General features: G+C 45.5%; 24 protein-coding genes. 20 read left to right on the plus strand and 4 right to left on the minus strand.

Annotated features, from left to right (window positions below):
* Window positions 1-64 precede the first annotated feature (64 nt).
* The 7 genes from ACTRWF_RS06070 to mutM all read left to right on the plus strand — a co-directional run bounded on the left by ACTRWF_RS06070 (window position 65) and on the right by mutM (window position 5,873).
* Window positions 65-754: a YjbF family lipoprotein gene (locus ACTRWF_RS06070; RefSeq protein ID WP_015065856.1), complete on the plus strand. Its 690-nt coding sequence runs from the start codon at window positions 65-67 to the stop codon at window positions 752-754.
* The gene (locus ACTRWF_RS06075) at window positions 754-1,503 is read left to right on the plus strand and encodes a capsule biosynthesis GfcC family protein (protein WP_015065857.1); all 750 of its coding nucleotides are present in this window, start codon (window positions 754-756) and stop codon (window positions 1,501-1,503) included. The genes ACTRWF_RS06070 and ACTRWF_RS06075 overlap by 1 nt, the downstream gene beginning before the upstream one ends.
* On the plus strand, window positions 1,500-3,602 hold the full coding sequence (locus ACTRWF_RS06080) for a YjbH domain-containing protein (RefSeq protein WP_015065858.1): 2,103 nt from the start codon (window positions 1,500-1,502) through the stop codon (window positions 3,600-3,602). Before ACTRWF_RS06075 ends, ACTRWF_RS06080 begins: the two co-directional genes overlap by 4 nt.
* Window positions 3,603-3,929: 327 nt before the next feature.
* Window positions 3,930-4,166 (plus strand): 50S ribosomal protein L28, encoded by a 237-nt coding sequence (gene rpmB / locus ACTRWF_RS06085; RefSeq protein ID WP_012516576.1) that lies wholly within the window; start codon window positions 3,930-3,932, stop codon window positions 4,164-4,166.
* 11 nt (window positions 4,167-4,177) lie between these two features.
* Complete coding sequence (gene rpmG / locus ACTRWF_RS06090) at window positions 4,178-4,333, plus strand: 50S ribosomal protein L33 (protein ID WP_012516577.1); 156 nt, start codon at window positions 4,178-4,180, stop codon at window positions 4,331-4,333.
* Window positions 4,334-4,598: 265 nt separating this feature from the next.
* Window positions 4,599-5,063, plus strand: a complete 465-nt coding sequence (locus tag ACTRWF_RS06095; RefSeq protein ID WP_015065859.1) for a hypothetical protein — start codon at window positions 4,599-4,601, stop codon at window positions 5,061-5,063.
* Window positions 5,064-5,873, plus strand: a complete 810-nt coding sequence (mutM, locus tag ACTRWF_RS06100) for a bifunctional DNA-formamidopyrimidine glycosylase/DNA-(apurinic or apyrimidinic site) lyase (RefSeq protein WP_012516579.1) — start codon at window positions 5,064-5,066, stop codon at window positions 5,871-5,873.
* Between the two features lie 26 nt (window positions 5,874-5,899).
* On the opposite strand, the gene coaD is transcribed toward mutM, so the two are convergent.
* Together coaD and ACTRWF_RS06110 are read right to left on the minus strand one after the other, a co-directional pair.
* A complete protein-coding gene (gene coaD / locus ACTRWF_RS06105) occupies window positions 5,900-6,388 on the minus strand; it encodes a pantetheine-phosphate adenylyltransferase (protein ID WP_012516580.1) in 489 nt (162 codons plus the stop codon).
* Window positions 6,389-6,493: 105 nt separating this feature from the next.
* The gene (locus tag ACTRWF_RS06110) at window positions 6,494-7,219 is read right to left on the minus strand and encodes a 3-deoxy-D-manno-octulosonic acid kinase (RefSeq protein ID WP_012516581.1); all 726 of its coding nucleotides are present in this window, start codon (window positions 7,217-7,219) and stop codon (window positions 6,494-6,496) included.
* A gap of 93 nt (window positions 7,220-7,312) precedes the next feature.
* Here ACTRWF_RS06110 and ACTRWF_RS06115 point away from each other — a divergent pair, with 93 nt between their 5' ends.
* The 8 genes from ACTRWF_RS06115 (at window position 7,313) to glpG (ending at window position 16,230) form a co-directional block, all read left to right on the plus strand.
* Window positions 7,313-8,317: a glycosyltransferase family 9 protein gene (locus ACTRWF_RS06115; protein WP_012516582.1), complete on the plus strand. Its 1,005-nt coding sequence runs from the start codon at window positions 7,313-7,315 to the stop codon at window positions 8,315-8,317.
* 89 nt (window positions 8,318-8,406) lie between these two features.
* Window positions 8,407-8,880, plus strand: a complete 474-nt coding sequence (locus ACTRWF_RS06120) for a hypothetical protein (RefSeq protein ID WP_012516583.1) — start codon at window positions 8,407-8,409, stop codon at window positions 8,878-8,880.
* Window positions 8,877-10,052 carry a TonB-dependent receptor gene (locus ACTRWF_RS06125; RefSeq protein ID WP_462835243.1) on the plus strand — a complete coding sequence of 392 codons (1,176 nt, stop codon included), beginning with the start codon at window positions 8,877-8,879 and terminating at the stop codon, window positions 10,050-10,052. The genes ACTRWF_RS06120 and ACTRWF_RS06125 overlap by 4 nt, the downstream gene beginning before the upstream one ends.
* Window positions 10,053-10,061: 9 nt before the next feature.
* Entirely contained in the window at window positions 10,062-12,506 is a 2,445-nt protein-coding gene (locus ACTRWF_RS06130; protein ID WP_020742591.1) for a putative bifunctional diguanylate cyclase/phosphodiesterase, read from the plus strand.
* Between the two features lie 158 nt (window positions 12,507-12,664).
* On the plus strand, window positions 12,665-13,861 hold the full coding sequence (locus ACTRWF_RS06135; RefSeq protein WP_012516586.1) for a glycine C-acetyltransferase: 1,197 nt from the start codon (window positions 12,665-12,667) through the stop codon (window positions 13,859-13,861).
* Complete coding sequence (gene tdh / locus ACTRWF_RS06140) at window positions 13,858-14,883, plus strand: L-threonine 3-dehydrogenase (RefSeq protein ID WP_015065862.1); 1,026 nt, start codon at window positions 13,858-13,860, stop codon at window positions 14,881-14,883. The genes ACTRWF_RS06135 and tdh overlap by 4 nt, the downstream gene beginning before the upstream one ends.
* Window positions 14,883-15,194 carry a thiosulfate sulfurtransferase GlpE gene (glpE, locus tag ACTRWF_RS06145; protein WP_012516588.1) on the plus strand — a complete coding sequence of 104 codons (312 nt, stop codon included), beginning with the start codon at window positions 14,883-14,885 and terminating at the stop codon, window positions 15,192-15,194. Before tdh ends, glpE begins: the two co-directional genes overlap by 1 nt.
* Before the next feature lie 172 nt (window positions 15,195-15,366).
* The gene (gene glpG / locus ACTRWF_RS06150; protein ID WP_012516589.1) at window positions 15,367-16,230 is read left to right on the plus strand and encodes a rhomboid family intramembrane serine protease GlpG; all 864 of its coding nucleotides are present in this window, start codon (window positions 15,367-15,369) and stop codon (window positions 16,228-16,230) included.
* A 120-nt stretch (window positions 16,231-16,350) separates the two neighbouring features.
* Here the strand turns inward: glpG and ACTRWF_RS06155 are convergent, their stop codons facing one another.
* The gene (locus tag ACTRWF_RS06155; RefSeq protein WP_012516590.1) at window positions 16,351-16,764 is read right to left on the minus strand and encodes a flagellar basal body-associated protein FliL; all 414 of its coding nucleotides are present in this window, start codon (window positions 16,762-16,764) and stop codon (window positions 16,351-16,353) included.
* Window positions 16,765-16,912: 148 nt separating this feature from the next.
* On the opposite strand from ACTRWF_RS06155, the gene ACTRWF_RS06160 reads away from it, so the two are divergent.
* The 4 genes from ACTRWF_RS06160 (at window position 16,913) to ACTRWF_RS06175 (ending at window position 19,215) form a co-directional block, all read left to right on the plus strand.
* Window positions 16,913-17,482 carry a chorismate--pyruvate lyase family protein gene (locus ACTRWF_RS06160; protein ID WP_015065863.1) on the plus strand — a complete coding sequence of 190 codons (570 nt, stop codon included), beginning with the start codon at window positions 16,913-16,915 and terminating at the stop codon, window positions 17,480-17,482.
* A complete protein-coding gene (gene ubiA, locus ACTRWF_RS06165) occupies window positions 17,479-18,339 on the plus strand; it encodes a 4-hydroxybenzoate octaprenyltransferase (protein ID WP_278384376.1) in 861 nt (286 codons plus the stop codon). Before ACTRWF_RS06160 ends, ubiA begins: the two co-directional genes overlap by 4 nt.
* Before the next feature lie 194 nt (window positions 18,340-18,533).
* Window positions 18,534-18,908 (plus strand): type II toxin-antitoxin system RelE/ParE family toxin, encoded by a 375-nt coding sequence (locus ACTRWF_RS06170; RefSeq protein WP_012516593.1) that lies wholly within the window; start codon window positions 18,534-18,536, stop codon window positions 18,906-18,908.
* Between the two features lies 1 nt (window position 18,909).
* Complete coding sequence (locus ACTRWF_RS06175; protein ID WP_012516594.1) at window positions 18,910-19,215, plus strand: helix-turn-helix domain-containing protein; 306 nt, start codon at window positions 18,910-18,912, stop codon at window positions 19,213-19,215.
* Window positions 19,216-19,325: 110 nt separating this feature from the next.
* On the opposite strand, the gene ubiK is transcribed toward ACTRWF_RS06175, so the two are convergent.
* On the minus strand, window positions 19,326-19,577 hold the full coding sequence (gene ubiK, locus ACTRWF_RS06180) for a ubiquinone biosynthesis accessory factor UbiK (RefSeq protein ID WP_012516595.1): 252 nt from the start codon (window positions 19,575-19,577) through the stop codon (window positions 19,326-19,328).
* Window positions 19,578-19,688: 111 nt separating this feature from the next.
* Between ubiK and rep the strand changes: the two genes are divergently transcribed.
* Window positions 19,689-21,704 carry a DNA helicase Rep gene (gene rep / locus ACTRWF_RS06185; protein ID WP_012516596.1) on the plus strand — a complete coding sequence of 672 codons (2,016 nt, stop codon included), beginning with the start codon at window positions 19,689-19,691 and terminating at the stop codon, window positions 21,702-21,704.
* Window positions 21,705-21,720: the final 16 nt, after the last annotated feature.

Genomic DNA, 21,720 nt, shown 5'->3' on the forward strand with positions numbered 1-21,720 from the left:
GTTAGCGGCTTTTTTTATTTGTATCGCAAAATAATTTGTTTTTAGTTTTAGTCGGCGTACCTTAATGAAACTACACATTCTATCGGCCATTCTAGGCTTTATTTGCCTTTCTCTTTCTGGGTGTTCCACTACAACACTCGCCTATTACAATACGCTCAAACTCGCTTTAAAAGACAGAACCGTTACTTATACTGTTGAAGAAATTGCTGCCAGTAAAGCCGATCTTATGCAGATAAAAGCCGGTGAGCGCGACGGAGCCTCTTTAGCTTTGGCGTACATCGACGGCGACAAATACAAATGGGTATCAGGTGATAAAGTTATCTTCACAATGCACCACGGTATCATCGTTAAAACAGAAGGCTTAGACAGCGACATCTACTACACCGGCAACTTACAGCACAATCCACTGGCAACGAATAATGTTTTGCCATTTAACTGGAAGCGCAAGGTCGATATCGCAACTATCGGTTATGGCATACCTGTAGACTCGTCATGGCGAATTGAGGGTGAGGAAACTCGCGAATACCTTGGGTACTCTGTGCCTGTAATTAAGGTTGTTGAGCGCGTATCATTTTCAGAATACACCCCTTTTATCGACGTGGGGCTATCGTGGGAAAATACCTACTTTTTGCATAAGTACTCCAAAGAGTTGTTGGCCTCTAAGCAGCAATTTAGTCCAGAGGGAGACGTATACGATATGGTCTACCTAAGTCGAATTGTGCGTGAAATGAACAAGCAAGGAGCGACGCAATAATGAAGTTTATCTCTACGCTTATTGCGGTATTGAGTATCACTATATCGGGGTCGCTATTGGCTGACGAAGATACCGTTAGCATTATGATTAACAAGCAAACGTATCAGTTTGATAGACCAATAAGACTGTCGAGTGCGCTGTCTATCGTTGCTGATAACGGCGACTGGTACTGGCCTAGTGCATCTGCGTTTGACTTAACTAACCCTAAAGCCGAGCGCGAAAAAGAAATCGCGTTGTCCCAAATTAGAACGCTTCTCACACAGTTTGATAAAGACTCTGAAACTCACGTTGCGTTACAGAATTTATACGAGCAAGTGGCGTCATGGACAGTGTCAACCCGTATCGACATGCCCATTTCCTACAACCGGGCCAGACTGTTCTTTGAAGACAACCCTATGTTTCAACCGGGTAAGTATTGGATTCGCTTAAACGGCAGACCGAATGTGGTGCATTTCTCTGGCGCTGTAGTAAAACCAGGCGCCTATAAGCATCAAAGCGATACCTCGGTCTATACCGCAGTACACACTGTTAAAAAGGCAGTAGATGCAGACAGAAGCCATGTCTATGTGATTGATCCAAGAGGCAACATTGAAGAGAAAGGTATTGCTTACTGGAATTTAGACTTTGCTCAGCTTATGCCAGGCAGTCAGGTTTACGTACCTATTTCTTCAGAGCTTTTCAGCGACAAACTAAAGCAACTTAATGAGCGCGTTGCCGCGTTAGCAGTACATAGGGTTTTACCTCAATGAGTGCGCCACTACTTTCTAAGAAAACAACACTTGCGCTTGTAATTGGAAGCGCACTTTCTTCTACCACGCTCGCCGATACGCAACTTCGCGTTACGCCATCTCAAATGGTGCAGGGGGGGAACGGTCTTATTCAAACGCCTACCGCACGTATGCGTGAAGAAGGCGGCATGGCCATTAACTATACCGACAATGGCGAATACCGTTTTTGGTCGGTCAATATTCAGCTGTACGACTGGATGGAAGCAACAGCGCGCTATACCGACGTGCGTACGCGATTATATAGCCAAGTTGATTCGTTCAGTGGCGATCAAACCCTTAAAGATAAAGGTTTAGATGTCAAATTTAGGCTGTGGGAAGAAAGCTACTATTTACCCGACATTAGCGTGGGCTTTAGAGATTTCGGCGGTACTGGCTTTTTTGAAAGTGAATACGTAAATGCCAGTAAATCGGTAGGCCCGTTTGACTTTCACTTAGGTGTTGGCTGGGGTTATTTAGGAACCGCCGACGATATCACTAACCCATTTTGTGAGGTTAAAGATAGCTTCTGTGAACGCCCTGGCGGATTCTCAGGCCGTGGTGGTAAAGTCGATTACGACCAGTTTTTTAAAGGTACTACAGCGTTCTTTGGTGGCGTAGAGTACCAAACGCCTTGGGAGCCACTAACTTTAAAGCTGGAGTTCGAAGGTAATGATTACTCTCGTGACAGAGCTGGGCGACTAGAGCAAGACTCACGCTGGAATGTGGGCGCGGTTTACCGCTACAAAGATTTTGACTTCTCGCTAAACTATCAGCGAGGCAATACCATCGGCTTTGGTGTTACCTATCGATTCAACATGAATACGGCATCGCAAATCAAGTTTGACGACGACCCGCGAAACCTGATGGGTAGAAACGCCCCTTCTGATGTTAAAGACGTGAATAAGTCTCGACTCTATAACGATTTGTACAACTCGGGCGGTTTTATCTTGTCCGATGCCGAAATTAAAGAAGACAGTGCGACTTTCTACGGAACGCAGGTTAAATATCGCGATCAAGATGAAGCAATTGAGCGAGTAGGTCGCGTCGCTGCATCAGAACTGCCTGATAGCGTAAAAACTTATCACATGGTAGATAACCGCGGCGGCCTGCCAATGGTCGACACGCAAATAGATGCCGAAGCATTTATCTCTGCCGCGCGCTATGAGTCAGTAGATGCCGACATAACCGAAACCTACGTAAGAACGTCGCCTTCTAAAGAGGTATTGGAAGCGTATGACCCTGAAAATACGTCAGGGCTTTTTTACAGCGCCGATTTCTTCTTCACCCAGTCGTTCGGTAACCCCGAAGATTTCTATTTGTATCAAACCGGGTTGTTGCTAAACGGCGGCTATGCGTTTAATGAAAACTTCTCGGTTATGAGTAGCGCGCGAGTAACGCTACTTGATAACTTCGATAAGTTTAATTACTTGGTAGACGGTGAAGACGTATCCTTACCGCGTGTACGTACCCGAGTACGTGAGTATGTATCTGAAAACGATGTGTGGTTAGACACGGCATTTTTACATTACAAAGACAATGTTGCTGAAGATACGTATTTCCAGGCGTATGCAGGTTACCTAGAAACGATGTTCGCAGGTGTGGGGGGCGAAGTGCTCTATCGCCCTGTAGATAGCAATGTCGCCTATGGTATAGATATCAATTACGTGAAACAGCGTGACCCTTATAGCCAAACAGGGTTAGAAGATTACGACGCCATAACCGGTCACGCCAGTGTGTATTGGCAGCCGGAATTTCTTGATGATACGCAAATTACGGTAAGCGCAGGTCAATTTTTGGCGAAAGACAAAGGCGTTAATATCGACTATGCCAAGCGCTTTGACAGCGGCATTATCGTGGGTGCGTATGCGGCATTTACCGATGTATCTTCAGAAGAGTATGGCGAAGGCAGTTTCACCAAAGGTTTCTATATTTCCATTCCTACCGACTTGTTCCTATTGGAGCCGTCGAAAGGCCGTGGTCTATTCCCTTGGGTACCTATTTCACGTGATGGTGGGCAAATGCTTCGCAGGCCATCTCGTTTAATTGATTTAACAGAAACAAGGTCGCCTTTTTACGACTAACGAAATAAACGCCACTTCATGTGGCGTTTTTTTAGTTTTTTCTGGGCACCGCCACGCTAAAATATAAATTCAAATAGCGTATTTATTCATAGCCTAAATGCGAAAGGAAAAGTACAATACAGCACGCAAAAAAAGAGGGGTGGTGGTATTTTGCGCAAAAATAGTACGTAAAAGTAACCTTTTTGTACTTTCTTATTGAAATGATCCTGCCTTTGCTGTATAAAATGCGCCCTCTAATTTATAGTAATACGTCATTTGACCCAACCACTGTTTGAGCGCTTGGGATTAACTGACGCGACAGTTATCGTTGTTCTGGAGACAAATACAATGTCAAGAGTATGCCAAGTAACAGGTAAGCGTCCAACGGTTGGTAATAACCGTTCACACGCACGAAATGCGACTCGTCGTCGCTTTTTACCAAACCTTCAAACACACCGTTTTTGGGTTGAGAGCGAAAGCCGTTTTGTTAAACTACGTTTGTCTGCTAAAGGCATGCGTATCATCGATAAAAAAGGTATCGATTCAGTACTAACTGATATCCGTGCCCGTGGTGAGAAAATCTAAGGAAGCCGACAATGCGTGATAAAATTAAACTAGTTTCTTCAGCAGGTACAGGTTTCTTCTACACCACTGATAAAAACAAGCGTAACATGCCTGGCAAGATGGAGATCAAAAAGTATGATCCCGTTGTGCGTAAGCACGTTATGTTCAAAGAGGCCAAAATCAAGTAATTAGCTTGCTTTTGTCTCCACGAAAACCCAGCCTTTGCTGGGTTTTTTGCTTTTTGATACTTTTACCTTCCCAAGCGTAGACTTTGATCTAGCGCGATCCACCTAGCCATACATGAATGATCCCACGTTTTTCAACGATCGCAGTACGGTAAGTCAGTGTATTACTTAACGCCTATAGCCTTTTATTGAATTGAATTAGCTAATGCACGAATGAGGTATTACTATATTGCATTATCTTTGGGTTCATATTTCGCGGGTATAATACGTGGCTAGAATTTCACAGCGAGCAATGAATAACGTGGTCATCATAGCTATGCTTGTCATGATTGCATTGTTTAATTTAGATAGCTTACGTCCACAAAAAAACGTTGTGGAAACCCGCAGTTTGCTACCCGAAAATGCTTATGTGTTAAAAATTGAGCACGATGGACATAGCTTAGAGCGCATAGGGCAACAGTGGCGTCAGAAAGGGCATACCGAAAGCCTTGCCATTACACCTGACGTGCAGTTTTCTCATTGGCAGCGTGGTGTACTTAACCCGGTCACAAAGGTGCCGGCCGATCTTAGCCAGACACAGCCCTACATTGTGGTTGCTTGGCTGGCGGGTAACAGCAACGGGCTGGTTTACGCTATCTACCCAAATACCAGACCTACCGTGATCAAATTCGAAAATAACTGGTACACATTAACTAATACAGATATCGATAATTTATTACCTTGGACATTGTAAATGCCTGAATTACCCGAAGTTGAAGTAAGCCGTTTGGGCGTCTCACCACATCTTATTGGCAACACGATTACCCGTGTTGTGGTTCGCGAGCGAAGAATGCGTTGGCCTATTCCACAAGAGGTGGCCAAGGTTGAGGGGCAAAAGGTCACGGCCGTAAAGCGCCGCGCTAAATATCTATTGATTGAGACAGCGCAGGGTACGCTAATTTTACACTTGGGCATGTCGGGTAAACTACGGGTTATCGACGCTTCTACCCCAGTGATTAAGCACGACCATGTGGACATTGTGCTTAGCACGGGTAAATGTCTGCGCTTTAACGACCCTAGACGCTTCGGTGCCGTGCTGTATCAAGCGCCAGATACACACATTCCCATGCTTGATAATCTTGGGCCTGAGCCCCTTACAGACGATTTTGACGATACGCGCTTATTTACCCTGTCACGCAACCGCAAAGGCCCAGTGAAAAACTTCATTATGGATAATGCTATTGTGGTGGGGGTTGGAAATATCTATGCAAACGAAGCGCTATTTTTAGCGGGTATCGATCCAAGGCGTGCCGCCGGTAATATCAGTGCAGCCCGCTACAAGTCGTTAACCGCTACAATAAAGCAAGTGTTGGCAAAAGCCATTGAACAGGGCGGCACTACGTTAAAAGATTTTGCGCAAACAGATGGCAAGCCTGGCTATTTCGCCCAACACCTTAATGTCTATGGCCGAAAAGGAGAGCCATGCGAGGCGTGTGGTAAGGCGATAGAAAGCAAAGTAATCGGGCAGCGCAATACCTTCTTTTGTACTCGCTGCCAACGTTAATACCGATAAATGCCTGTTACAGGCATTTAGTTTTTCTTACCTAACCTGTCTCTTAACGCTTGCTCTACTACAGGGTGGCAGAAACCGCTTACCGCGCCGCGATGAAGGGCCACTTCTTTTACTAGCGTTGAAGAAATAAACGAGTTTTCTTCAGCAGGGGTGAGGAACACGCTTTCTAATTTTGGGTTCAAGCGACGGTTCATGTTGGCCAATTGAAATTCATATTCAAAGTCCGATACTGCACGCAGGCCTCGAATCAAAATAGTCGCATTTTGTTCATCGGCGAAATCAGCCAACAGGCCTGTAAAACCCACAACTTCGACATTAGGTAAATCTGCCGTTACCTTCTTAATCATTTCTACCCGTTCTTCCAACGTAAATAGTGGCTTCTTACTCGGGTTTGAAGCAATAGCAACAATCACATGAGAAAATAACTGAGATGCGCGTTCAATAAGGTCTGCATGACCATTTGTTATAGGGTCGAAAGTACCAGGGTAAAGTGCTCGTGTGTGCATAAAGTCGAATCTTATCGTTGTAGAGGGTTTATGTGTTCAACAAAGGTTAATGTACCACAATAATGACGAAAGTAGAGCGGGCTGCCAAAGGCTTCCCGTGTGCCACTATCGAGAAACTGCATTTCGATAGCCGTCCATGCACCAAGCCCAATGCTTTTCTTCCCAATGAAACACGGGGTTTTTCGCTTTCTCTTTGTGTAGCGAGCGCAATAAGCGGTCAAGGTTACTTTGCTTCCAGCTATCCCCTTGGCGCTTTGAACAACGGTCAAAATCGATAAGCCAAATCTCTTTATCACTATCAATCATGATATTTCGTACGTTTGCATCGTGGTGATAAACTTGGCAATTATGCATAGCAGCAAGTGCATGGCCTACTTTGTGCCACGCTTCTTCAGACAAAGGCTGGTTACACAGTACATGGTGTAGGTCTTGGCTGTCAGGAATGTTTAGGGTAATAAGGTCGCCCCGATAAATGAGGCCTCTGCGATGAATACGTGCAGCAACCGGCACAGGCACGCGCAAACCTTGCGATTGCATGTGTTCAAGTAGCCTAAACTCTTCGAATGGGCGTGAACGTTCAACACCTAAAAACAAATATTGGTCGCTAAGTATCTTTCCAACTAGGCCGCCACGCATGAAATGGCGCAAAACCCAGCGCTGGTTTTCATGCTCAATGAAAATGGTTGTACCACGTCCTTTCGCTTGACCTGTTATTTTGTTTTGCTGTTGCCAAAACTCGGGGTTAAACATTTCCGCGTGGGGCTGTTTGACCAAGGTGTCGTCGAAAATAAAATGGTGCCCAGCACCTATGTCTCGTCGTATTGTCGCCATGTTGCCCACAACTTATGGTAAATTTCACATTCTAATGATTTATTTTGGTTTTTCAGCAACGATAGAGCTTCTGTGGGAAAAAAGATTTGTTTAATGCGCTTATCAGCCATAGGTGATGTGTGTCACGCCGTTGCCATGGTAACTCGAATTCAATCACAGTGGCGCGATGCTGAAATTACATGGGTAATCGGAAAAGTGGAGTATCAGCTCGTTAAGCTGATGCCAAACGTGCGGTTTATTATTTTCGATAAATCACAGGGCAAAGCTGCTGTTGAATCGCTAAAAGCGGCTGTGGCAGGTGAAACCTTCGACGCGTTACTTATGATGCAGGTGGCGCTTCGGGCTAATATGGCCTCGCGCGTTATTAAAGCAAAGCAGCGCATTGGGTTTGACTGGTCGCGCAGTAAAGAGCTGCATTGGCTATTTGCCAACAAACGGGTTGCTGCGACAAAGCACGCACATGTGCTTGAAGGTTTCATGGATTTTGCCGATGCACTGGGTGTACCCAAATCTGACACGTTAACGTGGAATATTCCTGTCACCCCTGAAGATGCGCGGTGGGCAGAGGAACAAGCAAAGGCGCTTGGAAAATATGTGGTTATTTCACCAGCGGCCAGTAAGGCGGAAAGAAATTGGTTACCGCAGCGATACGCCAGTATTGCTGACTATATCCAAGAGTCTGGCGTCAACGTGATACTATGCGGCGGCCCGGGTGAATTAGATCGCAAAACCGCCGATGCGATTAAAGCAGAGGTCAAACATCCGGTGAAAGACTTCACTGGGAAAACGTCACTTCATCAGCTACTCATGTTGTTAAAGCATGCTCACTTGGTGATTGCGCCAGATACAGGGCCGGCCCACATGGCAACCACGGTAGGAACACCGGTTATTGGGCTTTATGCACACTCTAACCCACGGCGAACAGGGCCTTATCACAACCTTGAAAGGGTGGTGTCAGTCTACGATGAGTGTATCGAAGTGCAAAAAGGAAAGCCTTGGAAAGCCCTGCCATGGGGAACACGGGCCAAAGGTAGCGAGTTAATGGAAAAAATATCTGTGGAGATGGTAAAGCAAAAAGTTGAACCATTTATCGCTTAATTTATTTTACTGTAAGGTAAAACAACCAATTATTATCTACACTTAGCGTTGCTAAGTGAACCTCCGAAACAACAGGGAGTCGTTACTGAATGAAAAAGCCCGCTTTGCGATGGCTATCCAAAGTTCTTGCTTATAACCGCCTTACACTTGTACTGCTAGTATTGGCAGGGCCTATTATGGCAGGGCATAAAGTAAAGGCTTCAGAACTTAATGTCATGGTGAACGAAAGTGTGATGGTAGCAGAGCTTAGCCGCTCTGAGCTTCGTCAGATTTTTACTGGGCAAAGACAGTATTGGAGCGACGGCACAAAAATTACCGTATTTGTTCTGCAAGACAGAGACGAACTGCATAAACAGTTTTGTCGCGATATACTCCAAATGTTTCCCTATCAATTGTCTCGTCTGTGGGATCAAATAACCTACTCTGGACAGGGCCTCACGCCTGTTAGGGTAACCTCGTATCAAGCGTTGATTGACGCATTGGAAAATACCACCGGTGCAATTGGTTATGTAGAGCGTACTGATATTGTGAAGCTACGACGCGTAGAGGTAGATTTAAAATGAAAAAGACCATTACTTTTGCGCTTTGGTTAATGAGTTCATGCGCCGCAGCCTCCCACTCTGACTTCTCATGGCACGGCTATGTTGCGCAAGGCGTGACGCAGTCGAAAGGCAGTAGCTTTATGACTGACGATGATAAAATAACGGGTGAGCTTACCGAAATCGGCCTAAATGGCTATTATCAACTAGCTAAAAATGTATCTATTGCCGGGCAAATCAATTATCTCGACGGTGGCAATCGCTTTGAACAAGGTGCGCGCCTAGATTATCTATTTGTCGACTGGAAGTTACCGGATTTATCGGAAAATTGGCGTGGGCAAATTCATATAGGTCGCTATAAAAACAAGCATTGGTTGTACTCAGTAACCCGTGATGTGCCTCAAACGCGCTATACGTCGGTGCTTCCTCAATCGGTTTATTTCGATGGTTTTCGCGACGTGGCCTTGGGCAGTAACGGCATCCAAGCAAACTTTTCTCACCTAGGTTCTCACTACAATTGGGATCTAAACTGGAGCTATGGCCGCTCTCATATCAACGACACCCAGCGAGACTTTCTTTTAGGGAGCGATGCAAACGGCAAAATAAAACAAGACTTTGTGCACCAAGCGAGCGTGTTTTTACAGCCCTCATCACTCACCTGGAAAGTAGGGGCTAGCTGGCTTAACTCAGATTTTCGCTATACGCCTTCATTAAATGACAACCGTCTTTCTGGCGAGGCGAATATCGAGCGTTTAATGTTGTCTGCGCAGTATTTTGCTGAAAACTGGGAGGTGTCCGCTGAGGTTTTACGAGAAATCCAAGACAGTAAAGGGCTATTTGCCCCCGACTTTGCCGAGAAGCGACGCGGCGAGGGAGGCTTTGTACAGTTTAGGTATCTATTTAATAACGACCTAAGTGGTCTTATTGGCTTTGATACCTACGTCAACGACGTATCAGACAGACAGGGCAAACAGTTAGAAGCACTGTCAGGTGGAACGATCCCAGCCTATTTTGGCTACCAAGACACCTACACCATAGGCTTGCGATGGGATATCGCGCCAAAATGGCGATTACAGGGCGAATATCACTGGGTAGAAGGGGCAACTCGCGTGGTCAGTTTGTTAAATCGGGACGTGGTATCTCATGCAGACAAATATTGGGAAATGTGGTCACTGCAGCTGATGTACTGGTTCTAAGGGTAAAAAATGAAGGTCCAGGTATCTTTTACCACCAAAACCATCCTTATTTTATTGGCGATGGTATTAACCGTTGCTATTGTCATTTCGACAGTGCTGATCCAAGAGTCCGAAGCTCGGGTGTTGCTCGAGCAGCGGGAAAGCCAAATCAGCAATCAGCGACGGGTTCAGCTTTTCGAAGATATTCTTCACGGGCGTATGATCACGCTTATTGATGTTATTAGTCGTAAAAAAGGCACCTATTCCAATAACCTAAACGAACTGCAGCAGTCATTGAGTAATTTAAGCGAGTATTTAACCCTCAACTTTCAAGTAGAGTCGCTTTTATTATTCGATGAGTTTGGCGTGGTAGGCACACCAAATCGTCCAATAGACAACACAATTGAACGGCTTGTCGATACAACACGAGCAACGTTTGAAAGTCGCTCGCTATTGGTTTGTGACAATGTATGTACACACTACATCTCCATTCCTGTTATGGCGGACAGCGACACAATTCCTATCATTGTAGTTTCCACATCAATGCGTGAGCTTTTGTATTTGTTCAGCCGCGCAACAGATGTGCATAAAGTTGCCATTGTCCAAGCTAAAAAAATGCCGGCAGGGGAAACAAAACTAGCTGTAGCTAGCCAAGTTTCTGCGGCAAATCGACAGTATCTGCAATCGCTTTTTGATGTCTTGCCAGAGCAATGGCGTATCGATGATTTAGTGATAAAAGGCTTAAATGTAGTGCTTGATAACCAGCAACTGCTTGTAAGCTTATTGCCCTTTGACCATGCCTCTGGCGATCATCCTTACTTGCTGATAGTACAAGATGTATCGGCTATGGTACGACAAAACGAGCAGTATCAATATGTGGTTATTTCAAGTGCCATTGGGTTATTCCTGCTGTTCTCATCACTGCTTTACGTATTTCTAAATCAATACCGAATCAGGTTATTAAATATAAGTGAACGCTTACCAATGCTGGCGGAGCATAAATTTAAAGAGTTCTATACTATTGCAGCAAAACGCAGAAAATCGCCTATTTTTAGGATTACTGATGAACTCGATGTCGTAGAAGAGGCGGCGAATAACCTAGCTCGTCAGCTTGAAAGCTTTGACGGTCAAATGGCAATAAATACCGCGAAGCTCGAAAAGATGGCTATGTTTGACGTGCTTACTGGCCTGCCCAATCGAAATATGCTGACTTTTCAAATTGAAAAGCAGTTGGCCAGCTCTATCCGCGATGACAGGTTAGTGGCGTTAATGTTCATGGACTTAGATGACTTCAAAAAAGTTAACGACAGCCACGGCCACGATGTGGGCGATAAGTTATTAAAAGCGGCAGCCATGCGTATTTCTCGTCCCATTAGAGATTCTGATATCGCGTCGCGTTTCGGCGGTGATGAGTTCGTTATATTGCTATCAAACATAGAAAGTAAACAGCACGTCGATAAAGTCGCACAAAAAATTATCGATGAATTCATAGATCCAATCATTGTGGATGGCGTGACATTTTATGTGTCTATCAGTATCGGTATTGCTATCACTAGTCACTCGCGTGCAACGCCGGTAGAACTGTTACGTCATGCAGATATCGCCATGTATGAAGCGAAAGCCAAAAAAGGCGCTGCGTTTAAGGTCTACAATGCCACAATGAACTTAAAAGTGATGCAAAAAGTTGAGTTGGAGTCTGAGGCGCGCGAAGCGTTAAGGGATAACCAATTCAGCTTGGCTTTTCAGCCACAAATCGAAATGCACACTGGGAAGCTGATAGGGTTTGAAGCGTTACTGCGTTGGTATCACCCTAAAAAAGGGCACATTTCACCAGCTCAGTTTATACCGCTGCTTGAAAATACGTCTTTTATGCTAGAGCTAGACTATTGGGTGATAGCACGCTCTACTCGCATAGTTCGCGATTTTAAAAACAGTGGTTATCCCGATATTAAGATTGCTATTAATCTCTCAGCCGGGCAGTTTTTAGACCCCACTTTGCCTGAGTTTTTACAACAGCAAATCATTAAAAACGATATAGCGCCCAACCAAGTTTGCCTAGAGCTTACCGAAACGGTGCTGGTGTCCGACATTAAACGTGCAACGAGCATCATGAGAACCATTCGAGAAATGGGGTGTATGCTGGCCATTGATGACTTCGGAACCGGTTATTCCTCGCTTAGCTATTTAAAATCGCTACCGGCTGACTATATTAAAATTGATCGCTCGTTTGTTGCGAATATTGCTAGCAGTGCCGACGACAGGAACATTGTTCATTCCACCATTTCCATGGTGTGCAACATGGGAATGCAGGTGGTAGCCGAAGGCATAGAGACCAGTGAGCAATACGAACTGCTGTGTCATTTCGACTGTCATATCGGACAAGGCTACCTTATAAGTAAGCCCATTTCAGAAACTAATATTTGGGACGTGTTAAATGACAAAGTGGAATATAACGTCTGGAAAGACTTCACCTAGCTATGCGTTAACACCTTGCCCGTAAACCCTGTTCGCGCAAGTGTGCTGAATAATTTACAAACTTGGTCGACAAACCCATTAAATACAGCGCAAGGGTGTGTACCCTTTAATGTGCTTTCATTAAACTACGCGTTTTATACCTATATTCGGAGAATGGCATGTCTGCGGCGTTTATTTCTCATTTGCAATCGCAAATTGAAGCCACGAAAGAAGATGGTTTGTACAAAAAAGAGCGTGTAATTACCTCACAACAGCAAGCTGATATTGGCGTTGCTGGCGGCGAACACGTCATTAATTTTTGTGCGAACAACTACCTTGGTCTAGCAAATAACGAAAGCTTAATTGAAGCAGCGAAAAACGGCCTAGATAGCCATGGTTTTGGTGTAGCATCTGTACGTTTCATCTGCGGTACTCAAGACATCCACAAGCAGCTAGAAACCTCAATCAGCGACTTTTTAGGTACAGAAGATACTATTCTTTACCCGTCGTGCTTCGACGCCAACGGGGGCTTGTTTGAAACGCTACTTGGCCCAGAAGATGCCATCATCTCTGACGCGCTTAACCACGCCAGTATCATTGACGGCGTACGCTTGTGTAAAGCTAAACGCTACCGCTACGCGAATAACGACATGGCGGCGCTAGAAGAGCAGCTCAAGCAGGCCAATGCCGATGGCGCGCGCTTCAAAATCATTGCCACTGACGGTGTTTTTTCAATGGACGGCGTTATTGCCGACCTCGCTTCTATTTGCGATTTAGCCGACAAATACGACGCTATGGTAATGGTCGATGACTGTCATGCGACAGGCTTTCTTGGCGAAAACGGCAAAGGCAGTCACGAATACTGCGGCGTAATGGGCCGTGTAGACATTATCACCGGTACTTTAGGTAAAGCCCTTGGCGGTGCGTCTGGTGGCTATACGTCAGGTAAAAAAGAAGTAGTGGAATGGCTGCGTCAGCGTTCGCGCCCTTATCTTTTCTCTAACTCAGTTGCGCCACCTATTGTTTCAGCGTCACTTAAGGTGTTTGAAATGATGAAAGAAGGCGATGAGCTACGCGCAAACCTATGGCGTAACGCAAACCACTTCCGCAAGCGCATGGAAGAAGCGGGTTTCACCCTTGCGGGTAAAGATCACGCTATCATTCCTGTCATGCTAGGCGACGCTCGCTTAGCCAGTGAAATGGCTGACAAACTGCTGGAAAAAGGCATTTACGTTATCGGCTTCTCATACCCTGTAGTGCCAAAAGGCCAAGCCCGAATTCGTACGCAAATGTCGGCAGGTCACAGCCTTGAACACGTTGATAAAGCCATAGATGCATTTATCGAAGTAGGCCGTGAAATGGGAGTAATTTCATGAAATCGCTAGTAAAAGCGAAGGCGGAAAAAGGCATTTGGCTGCAAGACACGCCAAAGCCGGAAGTCGGGCACAACGACCTGCTGATTAAAATTCGCAAAACCGCTATTTGCGGTACCGATATGCATATCTACAACTGGGATGAATGGTCACAAAACACCATTCCCGTGCCTATGGTGGTAGGCCACGAATACGTGGGTGAAGTAGTGGGTATGGGCCAAGAAGTGAAAGGCTTTGAGGTAGGCGATCGCGTGTCTGGCGAAGGCCACATTACCTGTGGTCACTGCCGTAATTGTCGAGCCGGCCGTGTTCACTTGTGTCGTAACACGGAAGGTGTGGGTGTAAACCGCCCGGGGGCCTTTGCCGAATATTTAGTTATTCCTGCCTTCAACGCGTTTAAAATTCCAGACAATATCAGCGACGACCTAGCGTCCATATTTGACCCATTTGGTAATGCTGTTCATACCGCGCTAAGTTTCGACTTAGTAGGCGAAGACGTACTTATCACAGGTGCAGGACCTATCGGCATTATGGCGGCTGCGGTCGCCAAGCACGTAGGTGCGCGTCATGTTGTGGTTACCGATATCAACCCTTATCGCCTTGAGCTTGCTAAAAAAATGGGTGCTACACGCACTGTTGATGTCAGTAAAGAAAACCTACAAGACGTTATGGATGAGCTGGGCATGTCAGAAGGCTTCGACGTAGGCCTAGAAATGTCGGGCGTGCCGGTAGCCTTCAGAGACATGCTGAACAAAATGAACCACGGCGGCAAAATAGCCATGCTAGGTATACCGCCACAGGATGTGGCTGTCGACTGGAACCAAGTTATTTTCAAGGGCTTGGTAATAAAAGGTATTTACGGCCGTGAAATGTTTGAAACCTGGTACAAAATGGCGAGTTTGCTGCAAAGCGGTTTAGACCTGTCGCCTATCATCACACATACCTTTTCTATTGATGACTTTCAGAAAGGGTTTGATACCATGGGGTCAGGACACTCAGGTAAAGTTATTCTGGACTGGCAATAATGACAACATTTTCACACATTAGCGTCAACGACGTTGCTAACTTTCAAGGCGACGTAACCATTGTGGATATACGCGATCCTCAATCGTTCGCTAATGGACACATGCCGAACGCGGCACCGTTAAACAATGACAACTTTGCCGCGTTTATCGAACAAACGCCCAAAGACATCCCAGTGGTTGTAGTGTGTTACCACGGCGTTAGTAGCCAACAGGCAGCACAAGTGATCGCACAGCAGGGCTTTGAAAGCGTTTATAGTATGGACGGTGGTTTCGAAGCGTGGCGACTGGCGAATCCGGTGGTAACGGCATAAGTTACATCATGCAGGATGTGACGTAAGAACATAACAAAGGTGCACACGGTGCACCTTTGTTTTATGCTTTGCAGAACTAATACATTCCAGTATAAAGGTGTTACGCACCGCACCCACATTATACGTAACATTGCGTTTATCTATTTTCTGCTTTCGGGGTAACAAAAAGTCTATGGGTCATCCTTTAATTGCGTTTAATCAACAAAGTCCAGCGCACCTTCTCGCTAACTACTTAACCAGTCAGAACATTACGGCCAACGTTGTTCAAAGCGATAAAGAATTCGTGGTAGTACTTAACGAAGATGCGCATATCGACCGCGCAAAAATCATAGCGGAAGACTTCTTAGCGAATCCTACTCACCCTAAGTATCAGCAGGCTGCGTGGGACAGCGGTAAGAATGTGCAGCTTGCGCCCTCAGGCAGCGGCTTTTCTATGGGCAATATTATTACCGATGCGGTCAAAGCGCCTTTCACGTCAGTGGTGTTTATACTGTGCGTAGCGGTGTATGGCTTGTCGTTACTTGGCATGTTCGCGCCTATTGCCCAGCATTTACTTATGCAGCCGTTTTCTGTTTTGGCACAAAATCAAGAATGGTGGCGTTTACTCGGTCCGGCGTTCATACACTTTTCGGCATTACACATCATATTTAACCTGCTTTGGTGGGCCATGCTAGGGGCCAAAATTGAACGGACCCTTGGCATGAGCATGTTGCTCATTGTGTTTATCGTATCGGCAACTATATCCAATGCGGCTCAGGCTATTTTTAGCGAACCGGTGCAGGGTAACTTGTATCTATTTGGCGGCTTGTCAGGCGTGGTTTACGCTGTAATGGGGTTTGTGTGGTGGTTAGGGTGGCTACGCCCAAGCTGGGGCTTGTCGCTACCTAACTCTATTGTGGGGTTTATGCTGGTGTGGCTGGTGCTCGGTTATGCCGATATCTTATGGGTAAACATGGCGAACGCAGCGCATACCGCAGGACTGATTTCGGGTTGCCTATTGGCGGCAACATTAAGCCTTGGCTCGGGCAAGCGTTAATTACCAAACTCTCTAATGAGAGCCGGATGCCTAATAGCACATCATTGAACCATTCATACTAAAAAGCGAGCGCATTACACCGGCTCGCTTTCTATTTTTACTTACCCGTTACTCAGCGCACTAGCCGCCCTGATACAAGTACTTGGTAAAGATAACGTTCTTTATAACTTCACCACCGGTTTCTTGTTGCATATGCTCTTGAAGGGCTTTAAGAATGGCGCGGCGAATATCTTCGCGCCCGGTAAGCGACTTCACTTTTTCTGCTGGCTGTTGGCCAAATATTTCAATGGCGGTAGAGCGCAGTAATGGCATGTGGTGTTCCGCAATTTCAAGCTCGTTCACATCGTGAATCATTAGCTCAACCGATACCCGTACGTAACCTAATTTTTGAGCGCTATCGCTAATGTAGTTGGTAACAATTTCTGGTTCTAAACCTAAATAGGCATAATTGGCGTTATCTTGAGCCACTGCCAAGTTTCCACCAAAAAGAAAGAAGCTAAGCGCAAATACACGTAAAACTAAAGGCTTAAGCATAGTGAAGTCCGAAACACCAAAGTAATAAATTCACTGGGTAGTGTAGCAAAACTCTGATTAAACACACTACTGCAAAAGTTTAACCGAGTGAAAATATTTAAACACGACGTGTTATCATACTCACAGATTTATTATTCGGGCTTTTCGTGTGAGTTTTAATGCCACTTTTCCAGTGGGTTTGGCGGTTAACTGGCAAGCACCTTCTGGCATCACAATTCCTAATGCGCAGCTGAAAAACTGGCTGCTTGATACCGGTTCTTTAACTGAGCGGGTGCAGTCTTTAAGTAATCACTTCTCTTTAGAGCTACTAGGCCAGCATACGCAAATACCCCACGATAACGAACTATCGTTACTACACGCTAACGGTGAAACCAGCTATCAAGCCCGAGAAATTTTGCTATGTGGCGATCATCAGCAGTGGGTGTTTGCCCGTTCTATTATTCCTCAAGCGTTTGTAGATAGTGAGCTTTCAGGTCTGGGTCGAGAGCCTTTAGGTAAAAGATTGTTTAACGACACTAGGTTTACACGGTCAGCATTTCAATTATGTACTATGCCCGCCTCTCAATTTGGTATGGGCGGCAACCAAACCTTGTGGGGAAGGCGTTCGTTGTTTACGTTAGATAATTACAGCATGATAGTGGCAGAAGTTTTTCTTCCTGCATCTCCTGCGTATGGCGAAAGTGTCACAAGTAAAGTAGAAAGCGAAAAACAGTTATGAAGCACAATTGGAAGGCATACGCGCAACTTATGCGCCTAGACAAACCCGTAGGTATTTACTTGCTACTATGGCCAACGCTGTGGGCACTATTGATGGCTGCCCAAGGTTTACCGCCATTGGAGATAACCGTAATTTTTGTAGCCGGTGTGGTTGTTATGCGCTCTGCAGGGTGCGTTATAAATGACTATGCTGATAGAAACGTAGACGGGCGCGTAAAACGCACTACACAGCGCCTGCTGGCAACAGGAGAAGCTACACCAAAACAAGCGCTACAGTTATTTGGCGCACTTATCGTAATCGCATTTATCTTAGTGCTGTTTCTTAACTGGCAAACTATCGCGTTATCTGTCGTCGCGCTTATGCTTGCAGCAAGCTATCCCTTCATGAAGCGCTATACGCACTTGCCGCAGGTAGTATTAGGCGCAGCGTTTGGCTGGGCCATACCTATGGCTTTTATGGCCGTGCAAGAAACTGTACCAACGTACGCTTGGTGGTTGTTCATTGCTAACTTACTATGGACAGTCGCGTACGACACCATGTACGCCATGGTAGACCGCGACGACGATTTGCAAATAGGCGTTAAGTCTACCGCTATATTGTTCGGTAAAAACGACGTGCTAATTGTGATGTTGTTGCAGGCCTGCGCGCTAATAATATTGTGGTGTATAGGCTGCACAATTAATGCTACCTGGCCTTACTATACAGCCGTGCTGTTTTCCGCTTTGCTATGCGTGCGCCAATATCAGCTTATTAAACGCCGTCAGCGTGAGGGTTGTTTCACCGCGTTTATTGAAAACCACTACATTGGTTTAGCCATTACGCTTGGTACGGCGCTGCATTTTTATTTGGTTTGGTAAAACTTACCAACAGCAAATTTAGTAGCTATTTAGCGCTGGTATGGCCTTAAGAAATTACAGCACTAAAAGCCTACTCCAATCTGTACCCACGTCCCCTTATAACTTATTTATAGCCAGTCTAAAGTATTTACTCACTAAATGTTTTTAAAGTCGCGCACAAAATGTGCTACTAAGTGTTATACTTTAGGTGTCAAATGGAATCTATACGCATATATAAATTGAAGTGGTTCAAGAGGTGGGCGAATAAAGAAGGTTTATCAGACAGCTTGATAAAATTAGCAGTTGCGGAAATGCTAGAGGGGTTAGTTGACGCCGATTTAGGTGCAAACGTATATAAAAAGCGAATACCTCTTTTGGGGCAAGGCAAAAGTGGAAGTTTAAGAACCCTCATAGCTTTTCAAGTGGATAATAAAGCCTTTTTTATTTATGGCTTTTCCAAAAGCGCCCGCTCGAATGTTAGTGTTAAAGAAATGAAGTCTTTAAAACTCCTAGCTAAAGAGCTACTGAACTATAGCGAGGAAAAGCTTAAGAAAGCTATTGATTCAGGTAGTGTTGAAGAGGTGAGATAACATGAAAGAAAGCATTTTAGATGTGGTACACAGTACTGCAAAAGATTTAAGCGAAGCCGGAGTAATGGATAAGCAGACTATGCATCAGTTCGATGCATTATGTTTACCCAAACTCAAGCAATACGATGGACAGCGGATAAAAGCAATACGTGAGAAAGCAAGAGTAAGCCAAGCTGTTTTTGCCGCCTATTTAAACATCACGCCATCTACAATTAAGCAGTGGGAGCAGGGGAGCAAAAAGCCTCGAGGTACTTCTTTAAAGCTCTTGAGTCTTGTTGAGCAGAAAGGTTTAGAGATCTTGATGTAACGTTTCTTTTGTTCTGCGCCTTTGCAAAGGCAGAAGAGCATTTCTTTATTTCATCGATCCCAACAAAAAAGCGCCGTAAAGGCGCATTGTATTTTTGAAAGTAGTAAGTACTACTTTTCTGCTAGTTTCGCTTCAAGCTCGGCAATGCGGCTTTCCATTGCGTCTAGTTTTTCGCGAGTGCGAATAAGCACTTGGCTTTGAATGTCGAACTCTTCGCGAGTCACTAAATCTAGCTTCGACAGCTGCGATTGCAAAACCGTCTTCACTCGGCCTTCCGCTTCTTCAGCCATGTTTTTAACGCCTGGTGGTACAGCATCAGCAATTTGTTTCGCTAAATCTTCGAGTTTCTTCGGATCCAACATGGAATTCCCTTATAATGCGCAGCTCAAAATGTGAAAGCTATTCTATCGGTATCGACACGACATGCAATGAAAACCGTGTTGTGCCCAAATGTACGTTGTTTTAGGAATTAAATGAAACTAAATGAAGCTCAAGAATCTGCCGTAACCTATGTGTCGGGCCCATGTTTGGTGCTGGCAGGGGCGGGCAGTGGTAAAACCCGTGTAATTACCAACAAGATTGCTCATTTAGTCAGAAACTGCGATATGCCAGCACGCTATATTGCAGCGGTAACCTTTACCAACAAAGCAGCACGTGAAATGAAAGAGCGTGTGGCACAAACTTTGGGTAAGCCCGAAGCGCGCGGGTTAAAAGTATCAACTTTTCACACCATGGGCTTAACCATTATCAAAGCGCATGTGAAAGACCTCGGTCTAAAGCCCGGGTTCTCGCTGTTCGATGATAAAGACTCGTTTGCTCTGCTTAACGACCTAACGTCTGACACACTCGATGGTGATAAAGATCAGCTTCAGCTACTTCAAAGCTGCATTTCGAACTGGAAAAACGACCTTATCTTGCCCGATGCTTTATTAAAGTCGGCAACCAGTACGGGCGAGCGAGAATTTGCAGAGGCCTATAAGCGCTACCAAGACAATCTAAAAGCCTATAACGCACTAGATTTTGACGACCTTATTTTACTGCCCACGCTGCTTTTAAAAAGCAGCGAGGCCATTAGAGCAAAATGGCAAAGTAAAATTCGCTACCTGCTGGTGGATGAATACCAAGATACCAACACCAGTCAGTACGAGTTAGTTAAGCTATTGGTAGGGGAGCGTGCACGCTTCACCGTGGTTGGCGACGATGACCAGTCTATCTACTCATGGCGGGGGGCTAAGCCGCAAAACCTGCATCTGCTACAACAAGATTTTCCGCGCTTAAATGTCATTAAGCTACAGCAAAATTATCGCTCATCGGGGCGCATACTACATTGCGCCAACATTCTTATTCAGAACAACCCGCACTTGTTCGATAAAACCCTGTTCTCCGAGCTTCAATACGGCGAGCCGCTTAAAGTAATAGAAGCCAAAAACGAAGAACACGAAGGCGAGCGTGTAGTGGCAGAACTGCTGGCGCACAAGTTTATGAACCGCACCCAGTTTAAAGACTACGCCATTTTGTATCGTGGTAATCACCAAAGTCGTATCTTTGAAAAACTGCTAATGAGCAACCGCATTCCCTACAAAATTAGTGGCGGCATGAGTTTCTTCGGACGGGCCGAAGTAAAAGACGTTATGGCCTATTTACGGCTATTGGTAAACCAAGACGACGATAATGCCTTACTTCGCATAATCAACACGCCAGGGCGCGGTATAGGCCGTGCTACGCTAGAAAAATTGGGCAACTTTGCTAATAGCTTAGGTGTGTCTATGTTTGAAGCGGCCACGCACCCTAACTTAAACAGCGTATTGCCAGATAAAGCCTTTCACGCAGTCTCGAGTTTTTCGCGATGGATAGTTGAGCTTTCAGACAACGCCGAGCGAGGCAATACAGCAGACGCCGTGCGTACTATGATCCGCACCATGGGCTACGAAGAATGGCTTTATGAAACCAGCGCTAGCCCCAAAGCGGCTGAAATGGCAATGGCTAACGTCAGTACGCTATTTGGTTGGGTGAACGACATGCTCGAGGGCAATGACCTAGACCAGCCCATGACCCTTACCGAAGTGGTAAACCGCCTTATTCTGCGCGATATGATGGAGCGTGGTGAAGATGATGGGGAAGGGGACCAAGTTCAGTTAATGACCTTGCACGCATCGAAAGGCCTGGAGTTCCCGATTGTGTTCCTAGTAGGGATGGAAGAGGGCTTGTTACCCCACCAAAGCAGTGTTGATGAAGACAACGTTGAGGAAGAGCGCAGGTTGGCGTATGTAGGTATTACCCGTGCCCAGCGCGAACTTATCTTCAGCTTAGCCAAAGAGCGCCGTCAATTTGGTGAAGTCATCAACCCTGAGCCAAGTCGTTTTTTGTTTGAACTGCCGGCCGATGACGTGCAGTGGGAAAACCAGAAGCCAAAAGCGACAAAAGAAGAGCGCCAGCAAAAAGCTCAAGTGGGCATCGCTAATCTTCGCGGCATTTTGGGAAAGAAGTAAAGTCTAAATATAAAGC

This window comes from Alteromonas sp. G5_S2_22_S1 (assembly GCF_054968525.1).

Coding starts and splice junctions, on each gene's coding strand:
- ACTRWF_RS06135 (WP_012516586.1), top strand. CDS start 12,665: ATGTCTGCGGCGTTTATTTCTCATTTGCAATCGCAAATTGAAGCCACG.
- tdh (WP_015065862.1), top strand. CDS start 13,858: ATGAAATCGCTAGTAAAAGCGAAGGCGGAAAAAGGCATTTGGCTGCAA.
- ACTRWF_RS06080 (WP_015065858.1), top strand. CDS start 1,500: ATGAGTGCGCCACTACTTTCTAAGAAAACAACACTTGCGCTTGTAATT.
- ACTRWF_RS06115 (WP_012516582.1), top strand. CDS start 7,313: ATGCGCTTATCAGCCATAGGTGATGTGTGTCACGCCGTTGCCATGGTA.
- ACTRWF_RS06120 (WP_012516583.1), top strand. CDS start 8,407: ATGAAAAAGCCCGCTTTGCGATGGCTATCCAAAGTTCTTGCTTATAAC.
- ACTRWF_RS06170 (WP_012516593.1), top strand. CDS start 18,534: ATGGAATCTATACGCATATATAAATTGAAGTGGTTCAAGAGGTGGGCG.
- ubiK (WP_012516595.1), bottom strand. CDS start 19,577: ATGTTGGATCCGAAGAAACTCGAAGATTTAGCGAAACAAATTGCTGAT.
- mutM (WP_012516579.1), top strand. CDS start 5,064: ATGCCTGAATTACCCGAAGTTGAAGTAAGCCGTTTGGGCGTCTCACCA.
- glpE (WP_012516588.1), top strand. CDS start 14,883: ATGACAACATTTTCACACATTAGCGTCAACGACGTTGCTAACTTTCAA.
- ACTRWF_RS06155 (WP_012516590.1), bottom strand. CDS start 16,764: ATGCTTAAGCCTTTAGTTTTACGTGTATTTGCGCTTAGCTTCTTTCTT.
- ACTRWF_RS06175 (WP_012516594.1), top strand. CDS start 18,910: ATGAAAGAAAGCATTTTAGATGTGGTACACAGTACTGCAAAAGATTTA.
- ubiA (WP_278384376.1), top strand. CDS start 17,479: ATGAAGCACAATTGGAAGGCATACGCGCAACTTATGCGCCTAGACAAA.
- rpmB (WP_012516576.1), top strand. CDS start 3,930: ATGTCAAGAGTATGCCAAGTAACAGGTAAGCGTCCAACGGTTGGTAAT.
- ACTRWF_RS06070 (WP_015065856.1), top strand. CDS start 65: ATGAAACTACACATTCTATCGGCCATTCTAGGCTTTATTTGCCTTTCT.
- rep (WP_012516596.1), top strand. CDS start 19,689: ATGAAACTAAATGAAGCTCAAGAATCTGCCGTAACCTATGTGTCGGGC.
- coaD (WP_012516580.1), bottom strand. CDS start 6,388: ATGCACACACGAGCACTTTACCCTGGTACTTTCGACCCTATAACAAAT.
- ACTRWF_RS06130 (WP_020742591.1), top strand. CDS start 10,062: ATGAAGGTCCAGGTATCTTTTACCACCAAAACCATCCTTATTTTATTG.
- ACTRWF_RS06110 (WP_012516581.1), bottom strand. CDS start 7,219: ATGGCGACAATACGACGAGACATAGGTGCTGGGCACCATTTTATTTTC.
- rpmG (WP_012516577.1), top strand. CDS start 4,178: ATGCGTGATAAAATTAAACTAGTTTCTTCAGCAGGTACAGGTTTCTTC.
- ACTRWF_RS06075 (WP_015065857.1), top strand. CDS start 754: ATGAAGTTTATCTCTACGCTTATTGCGGTATTGAGTATCACTATATCG.
- ACTRWF_RS06125 (WP_462835243.1), top strand. CDS start 8,877: ATGAAAAAGACCATTACTTTTGCGCTTTGGTTAATGAGTTCATGCGCC.
- glpG (WP_012516589.1), top strand. CDS start 15,367: ATGGGTCATCCTTTAATTGCGTTTAATCAACAAAGTCCAGCGCACCTT.